We start from the raw sequence: 20,248 nt of genomic DNA, 5'->3' as shown, positions 1-20,248 counted from the left end.
CCGCGCGGCATCGACAGGGGCGGCGGCGCTTTCTAAGCTGCCGGCCATGCAGGACAATATCCAGGCCGCGCGGCCGAGCTTCGTCACCCATCTCGAATGCTCGATGACGGGCGAGACCTATGCGGCGGACCAGCTGCACGGGCTCTCGCGCGTCGGGCGGCCGCTGCTGGTGCGCTACGATCTGGCGGGGGCGAGGGCGGCGTTGACCCGCGAGACGCTCGAGGCGCGGCCTACCGATCTGTGGCGCTGGCGCGAGCTGCTGCCGGTGCGGCGCGCGGAGAACATCGTCTCGCTGGGTGAGATCGAGACGCCGCTGATCGCCATCCCCAAGTCCGGCGGGCCGGGCGCGATCGTCAAGGACGAGGGCCGGCTGCCGACCGGTTCGTTCAAGGCGCGCGGGCTGGTGATGGCGGTGAGCATGGCGCGCGAGCTGGGCGTCACCCGCATCGCGATGCCGACCAACGGCAATGCCGGCGCGGCGCTCGCCGCCTATGCCGCGCGCTGCGGCATCGAGACGGTGATCCTCTGCCCGGAGGAGACGCCCGAGGTGAACGTCCGCGAGATCGCCGCGCAGGGCGCCCGCGTCTACCGAGTGAACGGCCAGATCGACGAATGCGGCGCGATCGTCGGGCGGGGTGCTGCCGAGGGGCGCTGGTTCGACTTCTCGACGCTCAAGGAGCCCTATCGGATCGAGGGCAAGAAGACGATGGGGCTGGAACTCGCCGCGCAGTGCGGCTGGGAGCTGCCCGACGCGATCTTCTACCCCACCGGCGGCGGCACCGGGCTGATCGGGATGTGGAAGGCGTTCGACGAGCTGGAGCGGCTCGGCTGGATCGGCGCGAAGCGGCCGCGGATGTATGCGGTGCAGGCCGCGGGCTGCGCGCCGATCGTCCGCGCCTATGAGGCGGGCGAGGAGCATGCCGAGCGCTGGGAGCATGCCGCGACGGTGGCGGCTGGCATCCGCGTGCCGCGCGCGGTGGGCGACTTCCTGATCCTGCGCGCGGTGCGCGAGTCCGGCGGGCGTGCATTGGCGGTGGGCGATCCCGCGATCCTCCAGGCGGTGGACGACTGCGCGCGCAAGGACGGGCTGCTGCTCTGCCCCGAAGGCGGCGCGACGCTGGCGGCGTACCGGCAGGCGATGCGCGACGGGCTGGTCGATCCGGAAGAGCGGACGGTGCTGTTCAACTGCGCCACGGGGCTCAAATACCCGATGCCCGAGGCGGGGACGTGGCTGGACAAGGATGCGGTGGGGGATCTGGGCAGCCTGTAAGGCGCACAGCCCTCAGCCGGAGAAGAGGATCGCCACGACCACCAGGAAGACGGTCCCTTCGAACAGCCCGATCAGGACGTTGCCTGCCGCGCGGACGTGCCCGATGCCGAGCACCCGCGCGAACCAGCGGGTCTCGACGAGCCAGTAATAGCCGATGCTTGCCGCCACGATGCCGTGTCCGATGATATTGGCGATGCCATGCCGATCGAGCGAGAGGCTGGTGCCAATACCGAGGCCGAGCGCGAAGACGGCGGCAGGATAGCATTGCTCGTAAAAGGGCTGCTGCAGCGTATCCCGATCGAGTTTCCTGCCGCTGCACCGCACCAGCCGCGCGGCGAGGAACAGCGGGAAGGCTGCGAACACGATCACCCGCAGGATCAGCGCGCTTGCATTGTCGTTGACCAGATTGGCGAGCCCGCGATGGTTGAGGATGATCGTGTCGACCTGGCCCAGCGCGGTCGCCACTGCATGCGCCAGCAGCAGCGCCAGCGCGAGGAACAGCGGCGGGCTGAGCACCGCCTTGTAGCGCTGATCGTCGGGCAGTGCGGCTTCCTGATCGATCTCGGCCATGATGCCGATCGGGCGGAATATCGATCGAATTAATGTGAGCGGGAAGAACAGCAGCCAGCTCATCACCTCGTAGAGAAGTTCATCGAGCGAGTTGAGCCACTTCATGAAGTCCATGGGCGCAGCATGGGCGAAGGGTAACGGGTGTGCAATGGCGGCGGCACTTGTGGACAGTGGCCGCGGCGCGCATAACATCTTCAGAACCGATGGAATTCGGTGAACAGGGAGGCTGTCATGGATAGTGTACGGGCGAAAGCGCTTTTCGCTGTCTGGCTTTGCACGTCGTGCGTGTCGACTGCGGCGCAGGCGCAGACCACCGGGCTGGAAGATCTGGTGGGCGCGCGGGGCGGCCAGGCCGAAAGCGAGCTGCAGCGTCGTGGCTATGGGTTCGTCCGGGTGGAGAAGAGCGACGACCGTTCCTACACCTATTGGTGGAGCGACGAGCGCCGCCAGTGCGTGACCATCGCCACGATGGACGGTCGCTATGCCTCGATCCAGGCGACGCCGCCGCCGGATTGCCGCAAGCCGGGAAACCTCCGGCCCAATCCGAATTACGCCCAGAGTCCGGCGACGCGCCCGGTGCCCGGCTATCCCGTCGATTCCGGCTATGGCCGGCCCGGCGCTGACGACGGTCCGGTGGTCGACGGTCGCAATGTCGAGCTGGGGCTGGTGTGCTTCGGCGACGGGTCCAAGGACGGCATTGCCAGCGGTACGACCTGGACGTGGAACCGGGACCGCAAGCGATATGAATATGGGAGCTACACGACCTCCAAGACGGAGGTCTTCGATGCGTCGCTGATGATCCAAACCTGGGCCGGCGGCGGCCGTATCCGGTTGCCGCGCTCGCTCGTGCCGCCGATCCATTCGGGCGGGCAGGACGGGTGGTGGGATCTCTACGACCTGTTCGTCAGCCCGGACACGATCCGCGCGACCTATCGGCTGAACGGCCTCAACAAGCCCAAGGTGACGATCGACCGGCGTTCCGGCCGCGTGACCGTGCAGGGCCTGTCCGACTATGGCTTCCGCGGCACCTGCGACACGATCGGGCACCAGCAGCGCAAGTTCTGAACACGGCGGACCGCGCCTCGCAGCGAGGCGCGGTCCGCATCCGGGCTCACGCCGCGAACGCCTCTGCCTCCACCGCGTACAGCACCGCCGCCTTCGCCATCGCCGCCGCGCGCAGGCCGAGCGCCTCGGGAACGATCTGCTCGACATAGAAGCGTGCCGCCGCCTGCTTCATCTTCAGGAAGCCGGGCTCGCCGTCGCCCGCTGCCGCCAGCCGGCCGCTCTTCTCCATCAGCCAGCCGCACACCGCGACCGACAGCATCGTCAGGAACGGGTAGCTCGCCGCCAGCCGGTCGTCGGCATCGCTGCCCAGCAGGTTGCGGCCGACGTCCTCGCAGGCGTCGATCAGCGACCGCAGCCCGGCATCCTCGGCTTCGGCGCGCATGTCCGCCAGCAGGCCGAGCAAGGTCGCGCCATTGTCCATGCTCAGCTTGCGGCCGACCAGGTCGGCGGCCTGGATGCCGTTGGTGCCTTCGTAGATCGGGGTGATGCGCGCGTCGCGGAAATGCTGGGCGGCGCCGGTCTCCTCGATATAGCCCATGCCGCCATGGACCTGCACGCCCAGGCTCGCGACCTCGTTGCCGAGATCGGTCGCATGCGCCTTGGCCAGCGGGGTGAGCAGCTCGACGCGCTTGTCCGCCTCGGCATCGCCGGCGCGGCCGCGATCGAGCTGGCCGAACGCATAATAGACCAGCGCGCGTGCGGCCTGGGTCTGGGCCTTCATGCGGAGCAGCATGCGGCGCACGTCCGGGTGCTCGATGATCGCGGTAGGCGCGCCGCCCCGGTAACCCTGCACCCGCTCGCGGGCATAGGCGACCGCGCGCTGGGTGGCGCGCTCGGCGACCTGCACGCCCTGCAGGCCCACGTTGAGGCGGGCATTGTTCATCATCGTGAACATCGCGCGGATGCCGCCCAGTTCGGGGCCGATCAGCTCGCCGATGCAGTCGTCGTTGTCGCCGAAGCTCAGCACGCAGGTTGGCGAGGCATGCAGGCCCATCTTGTGCTCGATCGAGACGACCTTGATGTCATTGAAATCGCCCGGCGTGCCGTCCGCGCTCAGCCGGTACTTCGGCACCAGGAACAGCGACAGGCCCTTGGTGCCCGCAGGGGCCCCCGGCGTGCGGGCCAGCACCAGATGGACGATATTGTCCGCCATGTCGTGGTCGCCGAACGAGATGTAGATCTTGGTGCCCTTGATCTTCCACTTGCCGTCGCCGGCCGGCTCGGCCTTGGTCTTCACCGCGCCGACGTCCGAGCCGGCCTGCGGCTCGGTGAGGTTCATCGTGCCGGTCCATTCGCCGGTGGCGAGTTTCGGCAGATACTGCGCCTGCTGTTCGGGCGACCCGTGATGGTGCAGCGCCTCGACCGCGCCGACCGTCAGTACCGGGCACAGGCAGAAGCCCATGTTGGCGGTGCCCAGCGTCTCCAGCACCGCCACCGACAGGCTCACCGGAAGCCCCTGGCCGCCGTGCTCGGCGGGGGAGCCGATCGTGCCCCAGCCGCCTTCGACATAGGCACGGTAGGCGGCGGCGAAACCCTCGGGCATCGTCACGCCCTTGTCGGTCCAGCGCGCGCCTTCGGTGTCGCCCAGCCGTTCGAGCGGCGCCCATTCGCCCGCGGCGAACTGGCCCGCGCCGTCGAGCACGGCATCGAGCAGGTCGGGCGTGGCCTCGTCGCTGATCTCGGACAGGCGGACGATATGGTCGAGCACGAAACGCTGCTCGGCGGTGGCGGGGGTGAACATCAGGCCTCTCTCTTGTGATCTTGTTGCCGGCACTATAGCGCCGTCGTCGTGACCCCAGCAAATCCGCGCATCTTACCCTACGGCGAGGCCGCGCTTGGCGAAGCGGCGGCGCTGATTCGTGCCGGCCAATGCGTCGCGGTGCCCACCGAAACCGTCTACGGACTCGCCGCCGACGCGAGTGATTCGGATGCGGTGGCGGGGATTTACGCGGCCAAGGGGCGCCCCTCGTTCAACCCGCTGATCGTCCATGTCGCGGACATGGCCCAGGCCGAGACGATCGCGCAGTTCGATGCGGAGGCGCGAGCGCTGGCGGCGCGCTTCTGGCCGGGACCGCTGACCATGGTGCTGCCGCTGGCGGAAGGTTCGCCGGTCGCCAGCTTGGTCACCGCCGGACTAGCGACGGTGGCGCTGCGGATGCCTGATCACCGCGCGATGCAGGGGCTGATCCGCGCGAGCGGGCGGCCGCTTGCTGCACCCTCGGCCAATGCCAGCGGCGGCATCAGCCCGACCCGCGCCGCGCATGTCGCGGCGAGCCTCGCTGGGCGCATCCCGCTGGTGATCGACGACGGCGCGACCACCGACGGCATCGAGTCCACCATCGTCGAGCCGGGCACGCGGCGCATCCTGCGGCCGGGGCCGGTCACCGCCGAGCAGCTACCCGGCTATGGCAGCGGCGCGACGCCGGGCGCGATCACCGCGCCGGGACAACTCGCCAGTCATTATGCGCCCTCCAAACCGGTGCGGCTGGACGCCGAGCGCGCCGAGGCGGGGGAATGGCTGATCGGCTTCGGTCCGGTCGCCGGCGACGATACACTGTCGGCCACGGGCGACCTGCGCGAAGCGGCGGCGCGGCTGTTCGATGCGCTCCATCGCGCCGACGCGTCCGATCAGCCGCGTATCGCCGTTGCCCCGGTGCCGCCGCACGGGCTTGGTCTGGCCATTCAAGACCGATTGGGACGTGCAGCGCACCCTCGGTCCTGAACGGCACGACATCGTCCTTTTGTCGGACTAGACAAACCCAAGATTTACCCGCGCTTTGTAGGGTATACGATCATCTCAACTGTTAGTGTCGCGCAGGGTGGCAAAGAGGAAGTTAACCGAGACTGGACTGACCCGCCCGGCAAGGCAAATCAGCCAATCGTTTGTCTTCTGCAAAATCGACCCAAACTGGATGATGCCGGCAGAAAGTCTCATTATGAGTAACCTGTATACGATCTTGCCTTTACACGTGCGAGGAAGCGTCTAGGTTTCGGCACGTCGTATAGCTTGCGCAACAAAGACGAGCGACGCGGCAACTGCTGGGCGATTGTCTGCGCCGCCGTTGCCCGATTTCGGGGCCGCGCGCACGACGACCGGACCAGCGGACGAGAGCGGAACCCGAATGGCGCCAAGCTGCCCCCGCAGTGCCGCGCGCCTTCGTTCCGCGGCCAGCCTTCGCAAGCCGGCCGCGGTCTCGAACACCCCCGTGGGAGGGCGCGGCCTTATGCGGCTGCGCCCTCTTTCGTGCGGTTGGCGAAGCTCTTGCGCAGCTTGCGGAGCTTGGGCGGGATCACCGCCAGGCAATAGGGGTTCCGCTGGCCTTCGCCCTGCCAATATTCCTGGTGATATTCCTCGGCCGGCCACCATTCGCCCAACGGCTCAATCGACGTGACGATCGGTTGCGGCCAATCGGGGCGGGCGCGGTCGATCGCATCCAGCGCCTCGCGCTCCTGCTCCGCCGAATGCGGGAAGATCGCCGAGCGATACTGGGTGCCGATGTCGTTGCCCTGGCGGTTGAGCTGGGTCGGATCGTGCGTGGCGAGGAAGATGTCGAGGATCTCGCCATAGCTCACCACATCGGTGTCGAAGCTCACCCGGATCGCTTCGGCATGGCCGGTGTCGCCCGAGCAGACTTCCTTGTAGGTCGGGTTTGCCTTGGTGCCGCCGATATAGCCGCTTTCGACGCCCTGCACGCCGATCACGTCGTTGAACACGGCTTCCGTGCACCAGAAGCAACCGCCGGCGAGCGTCGCCGTTTCAATGGTCATGTCTCAGGAACTCCTTGCTTGTGGCCCCAAGATAGGGTGGAGCCGGGGCGGAACAAAGAGGATGACGTGATGCGCGACGGTGCAGTGCTGGTGACGGGCGGGGCAGGCTATATCGGCAGCCATGCGGTGCTGGCCTTGCTCGACGCGGGCTGGCGCGTGGTGGTGGTCGACAATCTGGTGACCGGGTTCGACTGGGCGGTGGACCCGCGCGCGACTTTGGTGGTGGCCAATATCGACGATGCCGATGCGGTGCGCGGCGCGATCCGTCAGCACGGCGTCATCGCGGTGATGCACTTCGCCGGATCGGTGGTAGTGCCGGAATCGGTGAGCGACCCGCTCAAATATTATCGCAACAACACCGTCGCCAGCCGCGCGCTGCTCGAGAGCGTGGTGGCCGAGGGCGTCCGCCACTTCATCTTCTCCTCGACCGCGGCGACCTATGGCATCCCCGAACAGGTGCCGATCCGCGAGGATGCGCCCAAGCAGCCGATCAACCCCTATGGCATGTCCAAGCTGATGACCGAGATCATGCTGAAGGACGTCGCCGCGGCGCATCCGCTCAACTATTGCGCGCTGCGCTATTTCAACGTCGCCGGCGCCGATCCCAAGGGCCGCAGCGGCCAGTCGACCGCGGGCGCCACGCACCTGATCAAGGTCGCGGTGGAAGCGGCGACGGGCAAGCGCGAGCATGTCAGCGTGTTCGGCACCGATTTCGCGACGGCGGACGGCACCGGGGTGCGCGATTATATCCATGTCAGCGATCTCGCCGCCGCGCATGTCGACGCGCTCGACCTGCTGATCGCCCGGCCAGAGGAAAGCCACACGATGAACTGCGGCTATGGCCGCGGCTTCTCGGTGCTCGAGGTGCTCGACGCGGTGGACCGGGTGACCAATTTGCACATCGACCGCAAGCTGGAAGGTCGCCGCGCTGGCGACCCCGATGCGCTGGTCGCCGACAACAGCGCGATCCTCGCGGCGCTGCCCTGGCGGCCTAAGCATGCCGACCTCGGCGAGATCGTCCGCGATGCCCTCGCCTGGGAGCGCAAGCTCGCCGAACGCGGGCGATAGGCAGCGCGCTTTCCGGCTGTTATACTCGCGCATCATTCGCCCTGGGGGGGGGCGGGCGCCTAGGGAGGCCGGGCATGTTGATGATTCTGTTGCTGCTGTCGATCACCGCGGAGGATGCACCCGCAGCTGCCGCCGTCGACGCCGTGACGCCGGCGACGCGATGCGAGAACGCCAGCACCCAATCGGTGGACGCGCAGCCGGCGGGGGCCGTCACGTTGCGGCCGCTGTCCCAGGAGTCATTGGCCAATGCCTATCGCCCGGTGGTGCGCGATGTGGCTTGCGATCGGCCGGTCGTGGTGGCCCGGCGCGTGGGCCAGCAGCAGCGCTGATCCCCCTCCGGCGGGGAGGATGCTGCGCCGGTCAGGCCGACACCGCCTCCGCGACCCCGGAAAGCACTGAATCGGTCGCGCGGATCGCCGCGTATTCGCCGTTCAAGTTGCTGAGCGAGGCGAGGTGGATGTCTTCCGCGGACTGCAGTGCGCCGGCAAGATCGTGCCGGGCGAAGGTGAAGCAGGCATCGGAAACGACCGTCGTGCGGAACCCGAGGCAGGCGGCCGAACGCGCCGTCGCCTCGACCGAATAGTTGGTCGCGACCCCGACAAAGACGAGGCCGGTGATCGAGCGAAGGTGGAGATAGCGCTCCAGCCCGGAACCCGCAAAGGCATCCGTGACGTGCTTGTCCACGACGTGCTCCCCGTCCATCGGAAGGAAGGCGGGCTGAAATTCGGCGCCGTGCTGTCCCGGTCGGAAGCCGGACGCCGGGTCGAGTGAGAGGTGGCGTACATGGACGATCGGGCCGCCGCGGCGGCGCCATGCTGCAAGCAGCTTCGCGGCGTTCGCTTCCGCCTGCGGATTGTTCCGCGGGGGAAGCGCGGGATCGGACATGGCGCGCTGCAGGTCGATCAGGACCAGCGCTTCGTCGATGGCATGGCTCACGGGCAGAACTGTACGGACGCGGCCGATTGCCGCAACCGCTATTCCGTCTTGCCGTCCGCCTCGCGCTGCTCCGCGGGCGTCGCTGCGCGGTGGCCATAGCTGAGCACGGTCGTGATCCGCCACGCACCGTCCTGCTTGGCCCAGACCATCACGAACTTGGCGATGCCCTCGCAGCGGCCCGTCGCCAGCTCGCAGAAGCGGTGCTCGCCTTCCTCGATCGCGCCATAGGCCTTGATCGGATAGACGCGGAACGAGGCGGTGATCCGCTCGCGCCGGACCTTGCCGCAGATATATTTCCGAACGCCGTCGACCATCGCATCGCGGTCGAAGGTGGCGCCGCCATTGTCGTGGTAGAAGGCGACCTTGGGATCGAAGTAGCCGGAGAAGGCCGGCAGGTCGCAGCGGTTATAGGCGTCGAAGACCTTGGTATCGAGCGCGCTGATTTCCGCCGTCAGCGGATCGGCGGCGGACGGGTCCGCGGCGGCGAGCAGCGCGGCGATCCATGCGATGGCGGTCATGCGTTTCCCCCCTGCGCGCGCCTGACGCGCGCGTGCCGGAAGCGTAGCCCCTGTCGTTCCGCGCACCAACAACGCAATCGGCCCGGGGGATCGCTCCCCCGGGCCGATGCTGTTTCCCGAAGCGGGGAGGGCTCAGACGTCCGCCGGCGCTTCCTTCTTGCCCTTCTTGGGCTTCTTCGGTGCGGCCGGCACGATCTCGAAGGCCAGCGCATTGTCCTTCAGCTTCACGCTCACTTCGCCGCCATGGACGAGCTTGCCGAACAGCAGCTCCTCGGCGAGCGGCTGCTTGATCTTCTCCTGCATCAGGCGGCCCATCGGGCGTGCGCCGTACAGCTTGTCATAGCCGCGCTTGGTGAGCCACGCCTTGGCTTCCTCGTCCAGATGGATGTGGACACCGCGATCGGTGAGCTGCAGCTCGAGCTGGAGCACGAACTTGTCGACCACGCGGGCGACGACTTCCGGCGGCAAATAGCCGAACGGCACGATCGCATCGAGGCGGTTGCGGAATTCGGGGGTGAACAGGTTCTTCACCGCTTCTTCCTGCACGTCCTCGCGGCTGAGGTCGCCGAAGCCCACGCTTTCCTTCGCCATGTCCGACGCGCCGGCATTGGTGGTCATGATGAGGATGGTGTTGCGGAAGTCGACGGTCTTGCCGTGGTGATCGGTCAGCTTGCCGTTGTCCATCACCTGCAGCAGGATGTTGAACAGGTCCGGATGCGCCTTCTCGATTTCGTCGAGCAGCAGCACCGAATGCGGGTTCTGGTCGACCGCGTCGGTCAGCAGGCCGCCCTGGTCATAGCCGACATAGCCCGGAGGGGCACCGATCAGCCGGCTGACCGAGTGGCGCTCCATATATTCGGACATGTCGAAGCGCTGGAGCGGGATGCCGAGCAGGTTGGCCAGCTGCTTCGCCACCTCGGTCTTGCCGACGCCGGTTGGGCCCGAGAACAGATAGTTGCCGATCGGCTTGTCCGGATCGCGCAGGCCCGCACGGCTGAGCTTGATCGCCGAGGAGAGAACCTCGATCGCCTTGTCCTGGCCGAACACGACGCGCTTCAGATCCTGCTCGATATTGGCGAGCACGCGGGTGTCGTCCGACGAGACGGTCTTGGCCGGGATCCGCGCCATGGTCGCGATGACCTGCTCGATCTCCTTGGGGGTGATGACCTTCTTGCGCTTGGACGGCGCCACCAGCATCTGCATCGCGCCGACTTCGTCGATCACGTCGATCGCCTTGTCCGGCAGCTTGCGGTCGTTGATGTAGCGTGCGGACAGCTCCACCGCCGACTTGATCGCGTCGGGGGTGTACTTCACCGAATGGTGCTGCTCGAACGCCGAGCGCAGGCCCGCCAGGATCTTCACCGTATCCTCGACCGACGGCTCGTTGACGTCGATCTTCTGGAAGCGGCGGAGCAGCGCGCGGTCCTTCTCGAAGTGGTTGCGGAATTCCTTGTAGGTGGTCGAGCCGATGCAGCGGATCGAGCCGCCCGACAGTGCCGGCTTGAGCAGGTTCGATGCGTCCATCGCGCCGCCGCTGGTCGCGCCCGCGCCGATCACGGTGTGGATCTCGTCGATGAACAGCACCGCATGCGGCAGCTTCTCGAGCTCCGAGACGACCTGCTTCAGCCGCTCCTCAAAGTCGCCGCGATAGCGGGTGCCGGCGAGCAGCGCGCCCATGTCGAGCGAGTAGATCACCGCTTCCTTGAGCACGTCGGGGACTTCGCCCTCGACGATCTTGCGCGCCAGGCCCTCGGCGATGGCGGTCTTGCCGACGCCGGGATCGCCCACATAGAGCGGGTTGTTCTTGCTGCGCCGGCACAGGATCTGGACGGTGCGGTCAACCTCGGACGCGCGGCCGATCAGCGGATCGACCTTGCCGATCTTCGCCTTCTCGTTGAGGTCGACGGTGAACTGCTTGAGCGCGCTCTCACCCTTGCCCGTCTTCGCCTCCTGCTTGTTCGACTTGTCTTCCTCGGCAGCACCCTTGGGGGTGCTGGTCTCGGTAGGCGTATTGCCGCCCTTGCCGACGCCGTGGCTGATGAAGCTCACGGCATCGAGCCGGCTCATGTCCTGCTGCTGCAGGAAATAGACGGCGTAGCTCTCGCGCTCACTGAACAGCGCGACCAGCACATTGGCCCCGGTCACTTCGTCGCGGCCCGAGGACTGGACGTGCAGGATGGCGCGCTGGACGACGCGCTGGAATCCGCTGGTGGGGGAGGGGTCGGTGGCGTTGTCCACCTTCAGCGCTTCCAGCTCGGTATCGAGATAGTGCGCCACGGTGGTCTTCAGCTCGCCCAGGTCCACCCCGCACGCGCCCATGACCTTCGAGGCATGTTCGTCGTCGATCAGCGCGAGCAGGAGATGCTCGAGCGTCGCATATTCGTGCCGGCGCGAGGACGCAGCCTCGAGCGCCTTGTGGAGGGTGGCTTCGAGAGCGGAGGCGAAACTAGGCATTCGGATACAACTCCAGTCGGGCCGAAAGGGTGCTGAGCCCGTCTTCCCCTATGTCGGGAGTGGCAGGCCCCGCATCAAGCGCTGCGGCCCCGCACCGGAGGTTCGTGGCGTATCGCCCGAATTCCGGTGCCTTGACGCTCATCTCTTAAATAGAGCGTCAGCGCTTGCACGATGGTGAACGGCGCGTTGAATCTTTTCTCGACATCGGACGATCTCGGTTTCGAGCAGCTGGATTCGGGCCTCTAGTTCGGCCACCGAAAAGGGGTCGAGGTCCTGCTTTGCCAGCTGCACCGCGAGATCGTCGGATCGACGCGGAAGATTTTCGTCGGCGTCCATGCGACGAAACGTTGACCCTGGGGAGGTCGATGTCAATAAGGCCCCGAAGTTCCCCTTAGGCCAAAAAGCGACGAACCGAATGATCGCAGCCGAAATGATGCTGGCCATCGACCCCGATGCGCCGGGCGGCCCCGAAGTCCTTGTCCCCGTGGCACGACCGATCCCCAAGCCGGGCGCCGGCGAGGTGCTGGTGCGAGTCGCGGCGGCGGGCGTGAACCGGCCGGAAGTGCTGCAGCGACAGGGGAAATATCCGCCCCCGCCGGGTGCGCCCTCCATCCTCGGCATGGAGATCGCCGGCACGGCGGTCGCGCTAGGCCAGGGTGTCGACGACTCGCTGCTCGGCAAAAAGGTCTGCGCGCTGATCGCGGGCGGGGCCTATGCCGAATATGCGGTTGCCCCGGCCGGCCAGTGCCTGGAAGTGCCCGAGGGACTGAGCCTCATCGAGGCGGCGGCGCTGCCCGAGACGCTGTTCACCGTCTGGTCTAACCTGTTCGATCGCGGCTGGGCGCAGCCGGGCGAAAGCGTGCTGGTCCATGGTGGCACCAGCGGCATCGGCACGATGGCGATCGCGCTCGCCAAGCTGTTCGGGCTGACGATCCTGGTTACCGCCGGATCGGACGAGAAGTGCGCGGCGGCACGCAAGCTCGGCGCCGACCTCGCGATCAACTACAAGACGCAGGATTTCGTCGAGGAAGTGAAGGCCTTCACCGGCGGCAAGGGCGTGCAGATCGTGATCGACATGGTCGGCGGCGACTATGTCGCGCGCAACCTCCAGTGCCTCGCCGAGGACGGCCGCCACGTCTCGATCGCGGTGCAGGGCGGGGCGACCGCGACGATTCCCGTCTGGGACGTGATGCGCCGCCGGCTGACGCTCACCGGATCGACGCTGCGGCCGCGCTCGGTGGAGTTCAAGTCGCTGCTCGCGGACGAGCTCCGCCGCCATGTCTGGCCGCTTGTCGCCGAGGGAAAGCTCAAGCCGATCATCGACCGCAGCTTCCCGCTCGCCGAGGCGCCCGCGGCGCACCGGCGGATGGAAGCGGGCGAGCATGTCGGCAAGATCGTGCTGACGATCGGCGACGAGCCCGCCTGATCAGGCGGCGAGGGGGCGCTGCTCCAGCGCTTCCTCGGCCATCGGCAGCAGCAGCTGCTCCTGGTGCGCGGCGCGGCGCTCGCACAGCCGCAACAGGCGCTGCGCGGCGGCGCGGTGGCCGTGCGGATCGGCGAGGATCTTGCGCAGCGTCCAGGCGGCACAATGATCGAGCGTGCGCTGCCGCCATTCCAGGTCTTGCTCGGTGGTTCGGCGCGCCATTGCCTGGTGCGCGCAATCCTCGCTTTCGCGCAGCGTGGCGAGCAGCAGGCGGTCCTTGGTGAGGGTGTGCACGCGCATCGCGTCGAGCAGGCGTTCGCGCGCGGCGTTGAGCGCGGCGGCGGTCGGTCGGGGGTCTAGCTGGGAAAGCGCCTTGGCGGCGTCGGTGAGATCCTGGGTGGCGGCAAACAGCGATTGGAATGGCATGACGCCATTCTAGCGGTGTTTCAGGCAGTTGGTCGTTTTAGCGACGAAATGAGTCTGGCGAGTGCGGGATAGGCGGTCTGCTCGGCGTAGAGCGTGCGCGCCTCGATCCAGGCCAGCACCTGCCGGACATCGGCGCGGTAACCGGCTGGGTCTTCGAGAATGCGCGAGAGCGTCCAGCGTTGATAATGCTCCAGCCCCTTCTGTCGCCCCTCCAGATCGCGCTCTACACAGTTGCGGGCGATCGCCATCAGCACCGCATCGCCGCTCTGGCGTAGCGGTCGCAGCAGCGCCTGCTCTTGCTCGGCGAAGAACAGATTATAGGCTAGCGCAACGTTCTTGCGGAGTTCGGCGAGGCGCTGCTGGTCGATCGGCGGCTCGGCGGCCCGCAGGATTGCCTCGGTCATCGTCAAGATGTCACAGGTGATTCCGCGAAGCTTTTGCATTGGCATGCGTTCGTTCTCCCCGTGAGCATTGTAGAGGCGGCGGCACAACGGAGGGGGCGCCGCAGGTTTGTTACTTCGGCGTATCGCGCGGGCCCGACTATGACAGTACGGTGAAATCCCAAGGATTCGATTTGTAACAATGCCGCGGCATAGGCGAGTCCCGGTACAGGGCAGCTGCACGGGAACTTGGGCATGGCCACGATCACCAGGCTTTCGTTTGATGTCGCGGGTCTCGCGGACTTCCACGCGACGACCCCTACGATTCCGGAACGGCCTATCGGCGAACGACGCAAGTATCGCGCGATCTGGATCTCCGACGTCCATCTCGGCACGCGCGGCTGCAATGCCGAAATGCTGATCGACTTTCTCGACCATGTCGACAGCGACATCATGTATCTGGTGGGCGATATCATCGATGGTTGGGCGATGAAGAAGCGCCTCTACTGGCCGGCGACCCACAACGACATTGTCTGGCGCGTGCTCAAGCGGGCGAAGCGCGGTACCGAGATCGTCTATATTCCCGGCAACCATGACGAGATGTTCCGCCAGTTCACCGGGCTCGATTTCGGCGGTGTGCAGATAAAGCGCCAGGCGATCCACACCACCGCCGACGGCCGTCGCCTGCTGGTCCTCCACGGCGACGAGTTCGACGCGATTACGATGTCGCACCGCTGGCTCGCGCATTTGGGCGACGCTGCGTACGAAATGATGATGACGCTCAACCGCTGGCTGAACGCGGTGCGGCGCCGGATGGGCCTGCCCTATTGGTCGCTGTCCAAATACGCCAAGCAGAAGGTGAAGAACGCGGTGTCGTTCATCTCCAAGTTCGAGGAGATCGTCGCGCGCGAAGCCGGCGCGCGCGGGGTCGACGGCGTGATCGCAGGGCATATCCACAAGGCCGAGATCCGTGGCATCGACGGCATCGAATATTATAACGATGGCGATTGGGTAGAGGGTTGCACGGCGCTGGTGGAGCAGTACGACGGTTCCATGGAAATTCTCCACTGGGCCGACGAGATGGCAGAGCGCGAGTCGCAGCCGGAGTCCGAGGTCAGACTGGCGGCGGCGTGACGGCAGCGGCGGAGATCGAAGCCGTGCGTATCGCCATCGTGACCGACGCCTGGGAGCCCCAGGTGAACGGAGTCGTCCGCACGCTCCAATCGGTGCGGCGGGTGCTCGAGCAGCAGGGCCACCAGGTGCTGGTGGTCTCGCCCGACAAATTCTACTCGCTCCCGTGCCCGACCTATCCGGAAATCCGGCTGGCGATCACCAGCGTGGCGGCGGTGGGCGCGATGCTCGAGGAATTCGCCCCCAACGCGATCCACCTGGCAACCGAAGGCCCGCTGTGCGTCGCCGCGCGGCGCTGGTGCCTGCGCCAGAAGCGGCCGTTCACCACCGCCTATCACACCCAGTTCCCCGACTATGTCTCGGCGCGATCGGGCGTGCCGGCGGAATGGATCTGGCGCTATATCCGCTGGTTCCACACGCCGAGTGCTACGATCCTCGCCTCGACCGCCTCGATCCGCCAGTCGCTGGTCGATCACGGCCTGCCCCAGGTGCGCCACTGGGGGCGAGGCGTCGACCTCGCCAACTTCCATCCCGGCATCGCGCCGCATCCGCGCATGGCGGACCTGCAGGGGCCGGTGATGCTCTATGTCGGGCGCGTGGCGGTGGAGAAGAATCTCGAAGCGTTCCTCAGTGTCGATCGGTCCGGCACCAAGGTGGTGGTGGGCGACGGCCCGGCACGGGCGATGCTGGAGGCGAAGTACCCGGACGCCGTGTTCCTCGGCGCGCAGTTCGGCAACGACCTGGCGAGCGCTTATGCCAGCGCCGACGTTTTCGTTTTCCCGAGCCGTACCGACACCTTCGGGCTGGTGATGATCGAGGCGCTGGCCTGCGGCACGCCGGTTGCCGCCTATCCGGTGACCGGGCCGGTCGACGTGCTGACGCCGGAGACCGGTGCGATGGACGAGGACCTCGGCACGGCGATCGACAAGGCGCTGGCGCTCGACCGTGCCGCCTGCGCCGTCTATGGCCGCAGCTTCACCTGGGAGGCGAGCGCGCGGCAGTTCCTCACCGCGCTGGTGCCGATCGGCTGCGAGAAGGCGGCCGCCTGAATCGCGGAAACGCTTGCTCCTGCGGGCAAGCTCCCCTACATCAAGACCATGTGTGGCCGCCCGTGATGGGCGGCCCTTATTGTTTCAAGTTCCGGAGATCCACCGTGGCCCAGCCGCTGATGCCGCACGCGACCGCTTCCTGGCTGGTCGATAACACGTCGCTGTCGTTCGAGCAGATCGCCGAATTCTGCGGTCTCCACATCCTCGAAGTGCAGGCGATTGCCGACGATACCGCCGCGACCAAGCTCACCGGCCGCGATCCGGTGCGCGCGCACGAACTGACGATGGACGAGATCGAGAAGGGGCAGGCGAACCCCAATTACGTGCTCAAGATGCAGAAGGGCCCCGAGCAGGTCCGCCGCACCAAGGGCCCGCGCTACACGCCGGTTTCGAAGCGGCAGGACAAGCCGGACGGCATCGCCTGGATCCTGCGCCACCATCCGGAAGTGTCGGACGGCGCGATCGGCAAGCTGATCGGCACCACCCGCACCACCATCGCCGCGATCCGCGACCGTACCCACTGGAACATCGCCAACATCGTGCCGAAGGACCCGGTGACGCTGGGCCTGTGCTCGCAGCGCGAACTCGACGCGCTGGTCGCCAAGGCCGCCAAGGCTGCCGGCATCGAAGCGCCGACCGACACCCGCCTGGAAGGCGACCGCGAGGCGCTGATCGAGCAGCTCCGCGCCGAGCGCTATGCCGCAAGCCATGTGCCCGAAGCGCAGGAAGCCGCGCCGATCGAGCACACGGCAGAGAGCCTGTTCAAGCACTGATTTCGCCTTCCCGGGCGTTGATGAGCGGGCCCCGGCGCATCCAGCGCCGGGGCCCGTTCTGCTTCTTGGGGCAGCTTTGCGGGCGCGATCGGGTGCGGTAGACCCGTTGCGGGGCGGGGACCCCAAGGAGGAGGATCGCCATGTGTGACGAACATACCGCAGCCGACAACGACCGCGTCCTGGGCGGCCTCACCCGCCGCGGCTTCACCGCCGCCGCCGCCGCAACCGGCATGCTCGCGATCCTGCCCAGCCCTGCCAATGCCGCGGCCGTGAAAGGCCGCGACGTCACGATTCCGACGGCCGACGGCACCGCCGACGCCTATTTCGTCGCCCCCACCAGCGGCAAGCACCCAGCCGTGCTGGTCTGGCCGGACATCATGGGCCTGCGCCCCGCCTTCCGGCAGATGGCCGATCGGCTGGCGCAATCGGGCTATGCGGTGCTGACCGTCAACCAGTTCTACCGCTCGACCAAGGCGCCGTTCCTGAAAGCAGGCCAGTCGTTCGATCAGCCGGAGGTGCGCGCGATGATCATGCCGTGGCGCGAACCGCTCACCCCCGCCGCGATCACCGCCGACGCGAAGACGTTCGCTGCCTTCCTCGACGCTCAGCCCGAAGTGGATATCAAGCGCGGCATGGGCAGCACCGGCTATTGCATGGGAGGTCCTTTCGTCGTGCGCACCGCCGCCGCGTTGCCGGAGCGGGTAAAGGCGGGGGGCAGCTTCCACGGCGCGCCGCTGGTCACCGAGGCGGCCGACAGCCCGCACAAGCTCGCGCCGCAGCTGCAGGGCCGCTACCTGTTCGCCATCGCCCAGAATGACGATGCGCGTGCCCCCGGCGACAAGGACGCGCTCCGCACCGCCTTCACCGCCGCCAAGGTGCCGGCGGAGATCGAGGTCTATGCCGGCACGATGCACGGCTGGTGCCCGCCCGACAGCCGCGTCTACAATGCAGCCCAGGCCGACCGCGCTTGGGATCGCCTGCTCGCGACCCTCGCCAGCCTGTGAGCGATTGACCCGCTGGCGGTTTCGTGTTCCCTTCTTGTTCCCGGCCGATCGAGTCGGGAGCAACAGGGGTACGGGGCCATGACGGACGAACTGATTCTCTACACCAACCCGCAATCGCGCGGCCGCATCGCGCGCTGGATGCTGGAGGAGGTGGGCGCGACCTACCGAGTCGAGGTGCTCGACTATGCCTCGACGATGAAGGGCGAGACCTATCTGGCGATCAACCCGATGGGAAAGGTGCCGGCCATCGTCCATGGCGGCAAGGTCGTCACCGAATGCGCGGCGATCTGCGCCTATCTGGCGGAAGCCTTCCCCGGGGCCGGCCTGGCGCCGTTGCCGGAAGAGCGCGCCGACTATTATCGCTGGCTGTTCTACGCGGCGGGTCCGGTGGAGCAGGCGACGACCAATCATGCGGCCAATTTCGTGTCCGCCGAGGACAAGAGCCGCATGTTTGGCTATGGCAATTATGACCTGGTGGTCGACGTGCTCGACGGGCTGCTCTCGTCGCGCCCCTATGCGACCGGTGACCGCTTCACCGCAGCGGACGTCTATCTCGGCTCGCAGATCGGCTGGACGACGATGTTCGGCATGCTGCCCAAGCGCGACTCGTTCCTCGCTTATATCGAACGCGTGCAGAGCCGCGAGGCCTACAAGCGCGCCTGGGCGCTCGACGACGCAGATGTGGCCGCGCTCGAAAAGACCGCCGAACCCGCTTGATCCGCACGCCCCGCTCGCCGATGCTTGCGCGGTGAGCGGGGACGGAATGCAGCACGGGCGCACCGAACAGGGGGCGGCAACGCGAGCGGACAGCTGGATCGCGACGGCAGGGCGCTATCCGCCGCGGCTTATCGAGGCGGCGCTGGCGCTGCACGACAACCAACTGCATCTCGCCGAACCGCTGCTGCGCGCGCATCTGAAGGACGACCCGTTCGACGTCGCCGCGATCCGGATGTTCGCCGAGCTCGCCGGGCGGATCGGCCGCTATCGCGATGCCGAGTCGCTGCTGCGCCGCGCGGTGGAACTGGCGCCCGGCTTCACCCCGGCGCGCGCCAACCTCGCGCTGGTGCTGTATCGGCTCAACCGACCGATCGAGGCGCTGGCCGAGCTCGACCACGTCCTTGCCGACGAGCCGGACAACCCCACCCACACCAATCTCCAGGCGGCGGCGAGCGCGCGCCTCGGCGATTTCGATGCGGCGATCGGCCTCTACGAACGCGTGCTCGAGCAAGCGCCGAACCAGCCGCGGGTGTGGATGAGCTACGGGCATATGCTCAAGACGGTCGGGCGCCAGGCCGATGCAGTCGCCGCCTATCGCCGCGCCATCGCGCTGCTGCCGGCACTGGGCGAGGCGTGGTGGAGCCTCGCCAACCTCAAGACCGTCCGCTTCGACGATGCCGATCTCGCCGCGATGGAAGCCGCGCTGGCGGGCGGGGAGCTTGCCGAGGAGGACCGCTTCCACCTCGACTTCGCGCTGGGCAAGGCACTGGAGGAGCGGGGACAGGCCGCCCCCGCCTTCGCCCATTACGCCGCCGGCAATGCCCTGCGCCGCCAGTCGCTCCGCTACGCGGCCGAGGACACGACGCGACTGGTCGACACGCACATCGCGCACTGCACGCCCGATCTGCTGGCGGCCCGCGCGGAAAACGGCTGTGCGGCGCCCGACCCGATCTTCATCCTCGGCATGCCGCGCGCCGGATCGACGCTGGTCGAGCAGATCCTGTCGAGCCACAGCCTGGTCGAAGGCACCGCCGAACTCGCCGACCTGCCGGTGCTCGCGCGCGAGATCGCCGGCTATCCCGCCGGTCTGGCGGACCTCTCCGGCGACCGGCTCCACGCGATCGGCGAGGCCTATCTCCGCCGCACGCGGATCCAGCGCCGGACCGATCGCCCCTTCTTCATCGACAAGCTGCCCAATAACTGGGCGCATGTGCCGCTGATCCTGCTCGCGCTGCCCAACGCGCGGATCATCGACGCGCGGCGCCACCCGCTCGGCTGCTGCTTCTCCAACTTCAAGCAGCATTTCGCCCGCGGCCAGGGCTTCAGCTATGCGCTGGACGATATGGGCCGCTATTATGCCGATTATGTGCGGCTGATGGCGCATGTCGATGCGGTCGCGCCCGGCCGCGTCCACCGCGTCTTCTACGAGGCGATGGTCGAGGACACGGAGGTGCAGGTCCGCGCGCTGCTCGCCGCCTGCGGGCTGGACTTCGAACCGGCCTGCCTCGCCTTTTATGAAACCGAGCGCGCGGTACGCACCGCCAGCTCCGAGCAGGTGCGCCGCCCGATTTTCCGCGACGGCGTCGAAGGCTGGAAGCCGTTCGAGCCCTGGCTCGATCCGCTCAAGGTCGCGCTGGGCGATGTGCTGACCGCGTACCCCGACGTGCCGGCGTTCTCCGCCGCGTAACGATGCTTC

General features: G+C 67.3%; 21 protein-coding genes. 12 read left to right on the top strand and 9 right to left on the bottom strand.

Annotated elements, in window-relative coordinates; all coding sequences use genetic code 11:
* Positions 1 to 46: 46 nt before the first annotated feature.
* Positions 47 to 1,270 (top strand): threonine synthase, encoded by a 1,224-nt coding sequence (locus ABIC35_RS15145; protein WP_121073680.1) that lies wholly within the window; start codon positions 47 to 49, stop codon positions 1,268 to 1,270.
* Positions 1,271 to 1,282: 12 nt separating this feature from the next.
* On the opposite strand, the gene ABIC35_RS15140 is transcribed toward ABIC35_RS15145, so the two are convergent.
* Positions 1,283 to 1,954, bottom strand: coding sequence for a hypothetical protein (locus tag ABIC35_RS15140; protein WP_121073683.1), 672 nt, complete (start codon positions 1,952 to 1,954; stop codon positions 1,283 to 1,285).
* 171 nt (positions 1,955 to 2,125) lie between these two features.
* On the opposite strand from ABIC35_RS15140, the gene ABIC35_RS15135 reads away from it, so the two are divergent.
* The gene (locus ABIC35_RS15135; protein ID WP_121073687.1) at positions 2,126 to 2,905 is read left to right on the top strand and encodes a hypothetical protein; all 780 of its coding nucleotides are present in this window, start codon (positions 2,126 to 2,128) and stop codon (positions 2,903 to 2,905) included.
* A gap of 46 nt (positions 2,906 to 2,951) precedes the next feature.
* Here ABIC35_RS15135 and ABIC35_RS15130 read toward each other — a convergent pair whose 3' ends face one another.
* Complete coding sequence (locus ABIC35_RS15130; RefSeq protein ID WP_121073689.1) at positions 2,952 to 4,646, bottom strand: acyl-CoA dehydrogenase; 1,695 nt, start codon at positions 4,644 to 4,646, stop codon at positions 2,952 to 2,954.
* A gap of 48 nt (positions 4,647 to 4,694) precedes the next feature.
* On the opposite strand from ABIC35_RS15130, the gene ABIC35_RS15125 reads away from it, so the two are divergent.
* The gene (locus ABIC35_RS15125; protein ID WP_121073692.1) at positions 4,695 to 5,627 is read left to right on the top strand and encodes an L-threonylcarbamoyladenylate synthase; all 933 of its coding nucleotides are present in this window, start codon (positions 4,695 to 4,697) and stop codon (positions 5,625 to 5,627) included.
* 500 nt (positions 5,628 to 6,127) lie between these two features.
* Here ABIC35_RS15125 and msrA read toward each other — a convergent pair whose 3' ends face one another.
* A complete protein-coding gene (msrA, locus tag ABIC35_RS15120; protein WP_121073695.1) occupies positions 6,128 to 6,673 on the bottom strand; it encodes a peptide-methionine (S)-S-oxide reductase MsrA in 546 nt (181 codons plus the stop codon).
* A gap of 69 nt (positions 6,674 to 6,742) precedes the next feature.
* On the opposite strand from msrA, the gene galE reads away from it, so the two are divergent.
* Together galE and ABIC35_RS15110 are read left to right on the top strand one after the other, a co-directional pair.
* Positions 6,743 to 7,741, top strand: a complete 999-nt coding sequence (galE, locus tag ABIC35_RS15115) for a UDP-glucose 4-epimerase GalE (RefSeq protein ID WP_121073698.1) — start codon at positions 6,743 to 6,745, stop codon at positions 7,739 to 7,741.
* Positions 7,742 to 7,815: 74 nt separating this feature from the next.
* Positions 7,816 to 8,070 carry a hypothetical protein gene (locus tag ABIC35_RS15110; RefSeq protein WP_121073701.1) on the top strand — a complete coding sequence of 85 codons (255 nt, stop codon included), beginning with the start codon at positions 7,816 to 7,818 and terminating at the stop codon, positions 8,068 to 8,070.
* 31 nt (positions 8,071 to 8,101) lie between these two features.
* Here the strand turns inward: ABIC35_RS15110 and ABIC35_RS15105 are convergent, their stop codons facing one another.
* The 4 genes from ABIC35_RS15105 to ABIC35_RS15090 all read right to left on the bottom strand — a co-directional run bounded on the left by ABIC35_RS15105 (position 8,102) and on the right by ABIC35_RS15090 (position 11,985).
* Positions 8,102 to 8,677 carry a cysteine hydrolase family protein gene (locus tag ABIC35_RS15105; RefSeq protein WP_220667329.1) on the bottom strand — a complete coding sequence of 192 codons (576 nt, stop codon included), beginning with the start codon at positions 8,675 to 8,677 and terminating at the stop codon, positions 8,102 to 8,104.
* A gap of 38 nt (positions 8,678 to 8,715) precedes the next feature.
* Entirely contained in the window at positions 8,716 to 9,195 is a 480-nt protein-coding gene (locus tag ABIC35_RS15100) for a nuclear transport factor 2 family protein (RefSeq protein ID WP_121073704.1), read from the bottom strand.
* A 132-nt stretch (positions 9,196 to 9,327) separates the two neighbouring features.
* Positions 9,328 to 11,649: an ATP-dependent Clp protease ATP-binding subunit ClpA gene (gene clpA, locus ABIC35_RS15095; RefSeq protein ID WP_121073707.1), complete on the bottom strand. Its 2,322-nt coding sequence runs from the start codon at positions 11,647 to 11,649 to the stop codon at positions 9,328 to 9,330.
* Between the two features lie 138 nt (positions 11,650 to 11,787).
* Positions 11,788 to 11,985, bottom strand: coding sequence for a DUF1192 domain-containing protein (locus ABIC35_RS15090; RefSeq protein ID WP_121073710.1), 198 nt, complete (start codon positions 11,983 to 11,985; stop codon positions 11,788 to 11,790).
* A 79-nt stretch (positions 11,986 to 12,064) separates the two neighbouring features.
* Here ABIC35_RS15090 and ABIC35_RS15085 point away from each other — a divergent pair, with 79 nt between their 5' ends.
* Entirely contained in the window at positions 12,065 to 13,075 is a 1,011-nt protein-coding gene (locus ABIC35_RS15085) for an NAD(P)H-quinone oxidoreductase (protein ID WP_183049300.1), read from the top strand.
* Here the strand turns inward: ABIC35_RS15085 and ABIC35_RS15080 are convergent, their stop codons facing one another.
* Complete coding sequence (locus ABIC35_RS15080) at positions 13,076 to 13,498, bottom strand: hypothetical protein (protein ID WP_121073713.1); 423 nt, start codon at positions 13,496 to 13,498, stop codon at positions 13,076 to 13,078. It lies immediately after the preceding gene.
* A 20-nt stretch (positions 13,499 to 13,518) separates the two neighbouring features.
* On the bottom strand, positions 13,519 to 13,902 hold the full coding sequence (locus ABIC35_RS15075; protein ID WP_147425821.1) for a hypothetical protein: 384 nt from the start codon (positions 13,900 to 13,902) through the stop codon (positions 13,519 to 13,521).
* 231 nt (positions 13,903 to 14,133) lie between these two features.
* Here ABIC35_RS15075 and ABIC35_RS15070 point away from each other — a divergent pair, with 231 nt between their 5' ends.
* From ABIC35_RS15070 to ABIC35_RS15045, 6 genes are all read left to right on the top strand, one after another.
* Positions 14,134 to 15,012: a UDP-2,3-diacylglucosamine diphosphatase gene (locus ABIC35_RS15070; RefSeq protein WP_121073719.1), complete on the top strand. Its 879-nt coding sequence runs from the start codon at positions 14,134 to 14,136 to the stop codon at positions 15,010 to 15,012.
* 23 nt (positions 15,013 to 15,035) lie between these two features.
* Positions 15,036 to 16,058, top strand: a complete 1,023-nt coding sequence (locus ABIC35_RS15065) for a glycosyltransferase family 4 protein (RefSeq protein ID WP_121079112.1) — start codon at positions 15,036 to 15,038, stop codon at positions 16,056 to 16,058.
* A 119-nt stretch (positions 16,059 to 16,177) separates the two neighbouring features.
* Positions 16,178 to 16,831: a DUF1013 domain-containing protein gene (locus tag ABIC35_RS15060; RefSeq protein WP_121079113.1), complete on the top strand. Its 654-nt coding sequence runs from the start codon at positions 16,178 to 16,180 to the stop codon at positions 16,829 to 16,831.
* Between the two features lie 140 nt (positions 16,832 to 16,971).
* Positions 16,972 to 17,835: a dienelactone hydrolase family protein gene (locus tag ABIC35_RS15055; RefSeq protein WP_121073722.1), complete on the top strand. Its 864-nt coding sequence runs from the start codon at positions 16,972 to 16,974 to the stop codon at positions 17,833 to 17,835.
* 78 nt (positions 17,836 to 17,913) lie between these two features.
* Entirely contained in the window at positions 17,914 to 18,552 is a 639-nt protein-coding gene (locus tag ABIC35_RS15050) for a glutathione S-transferase family protein (RefSeq protein ID WP_121073725.1), read from the top strand.
* Positions 18,553 to 18,598: 46 nt separating this feature from the next.
* Positions 18,599 to 20,239, top strand: coding sequence for a tetratricopeptide repeat-containing sulfotransferase family protein (locus ABIC35_RS15045; protein WP_354278503.1), 1,641 nt, complete (start codon positions 18,599 to 18,601; stop codon positions 20,237 to 20,239).
* The last annotated feature ends 9 nt before the right edge of the window (positions 20,240 to 20,248 follow it).

The organism is Sphingomonas trueperi, from assembly GCF_040545965.1.
GTDB lineage: Bacteria > Pseudomonadota > Alphaproteobacteria > Sphingomonadales > Sphingomonadaceae > Sphingomonas > Sphingomonas trueperi_C.
Note: the sequence above shows the minus strand (reverse complement) of the source record. Positions and strands in the feature narration are given on the sequence as shown.

Bases quoted from the DNA above. Each gene is read 5' to 3' on its own strand.
- ABIC35_RS15050 (WP_121073725.1), top strand. From the start codon at position 17,914: ATGACGGACGAACTGATTCTCTACACCAACCCGCAATCGCGCGGCCGC.
- ABIC35_RS15100 (WP_121073704.1), bottom strand. From the start codon at position 9,195: ATGACCGCCATCGCATGGATCGCCGCGCTGCTCGCCGCCGCGGACCCG.
- ABIC35_RS15085 (WP_183049300.1), top strand. From the start codon at position 12,065: ATGATCGCAGCCGAAATGATGCTGGCCATCGACCCCGATGCGCCGGGC.
- ABIC35_RS15145 (WP_121073680.1), top strand. From the start codon at position 47: ATGCAGGACAATATCCAGGCCGCGCGGCCGAGCTTCGTCACCCATCTC.
- ABIC35_RS15055 (WP_121073722.1), top strand. From the start codon at position 16,972: ATGTGTGACGAACATACCGCAGCCGACAACGACCGCGTCCTGGGCGGC.
- msrA (WP_121073695.1), bottom strand. From the start codon at position 6,673: ATGACCATTGAAACGGCGACGCTCGCCGGCGGTTGCTTCTGGTGCACG.
- galE (WP_121073698.1), top strand. From the start codon at position 6,743: ATGCGCGACGGTGCAGTGCTGGTGACGGGCGGGGCAGGCTATATCGGC.
- ABIC35_RS15090 (WP_121073710.1), bottom strand. From the start codon at position 11,985: ATGGACGCCGACGAAAATCTTCCGCGTCGATCCGACGATCTCGCGGTG.
- ABIC35_RS15060 (WP_121079113.1), top strand. From the start codon at position 16,178: ATGCCGCACGCGACCGCTTCCTGGCTGGTCGATAACACGTCGCTGTCG.
- ABIC35_RS15045 (WP_354278503.1), top strand. From the start codon at position 18,599: ATGCAGCACGGGCGCACCGAACAGGGGGCGGCAACGCGAGCGGACAGC.
- clpA (WP_121073707.1), bottom strand. From the start codon at position 11,649: ATGCCTAGTTTCGCCTCCGCTCTCGAAGCCACCCTCCACAAGGCGCTC.
- ABIC35_RS15130 (WP_121073689.1), bottom strand. From the start codon at position 4,646: ATGTTCACCCCCGCCACCGCCGAGCAGCGTTTCGTGCTCGACCATATC.
- ABIC35_RS15140 (WP_121073683.1), bottom strand. From the start codon at position 1,954: ATGGACTTCATGAAGTGGCTCAACTCGCTCGATGAACTTCTCTACGAG.
- ABIC35_RS15110 (WP_121073701.1), top strand. From the start codon at position 7,816: ATGTTGATGATTCTGTTGCTGCTGTCGATCACCGCGGAGGATGCACCC.
- ABIC35_RS15070 (WP_121073719.1), top strand. From the start codon at position 14,134: ATGGCCACGATCACCAGGCTTTCGTTTGATGTCGCGGGTCTCGCGGAC.
- ABIC35_RS15075 (WP_147425821.1), bottom strand. From the start codon at position 13,902: ATGACCGAGGCAATCCTGCGGGCCGCCGAGCCGCCGATCGACCAGCAG.
- ABIC35_RS15080 (WP_121073713.1), bottom strand. From the start codon at position 13,498: ATGCCATTCCAATCGCTGTTTGCCGCCACCCAGGATCTCACCGACGCC.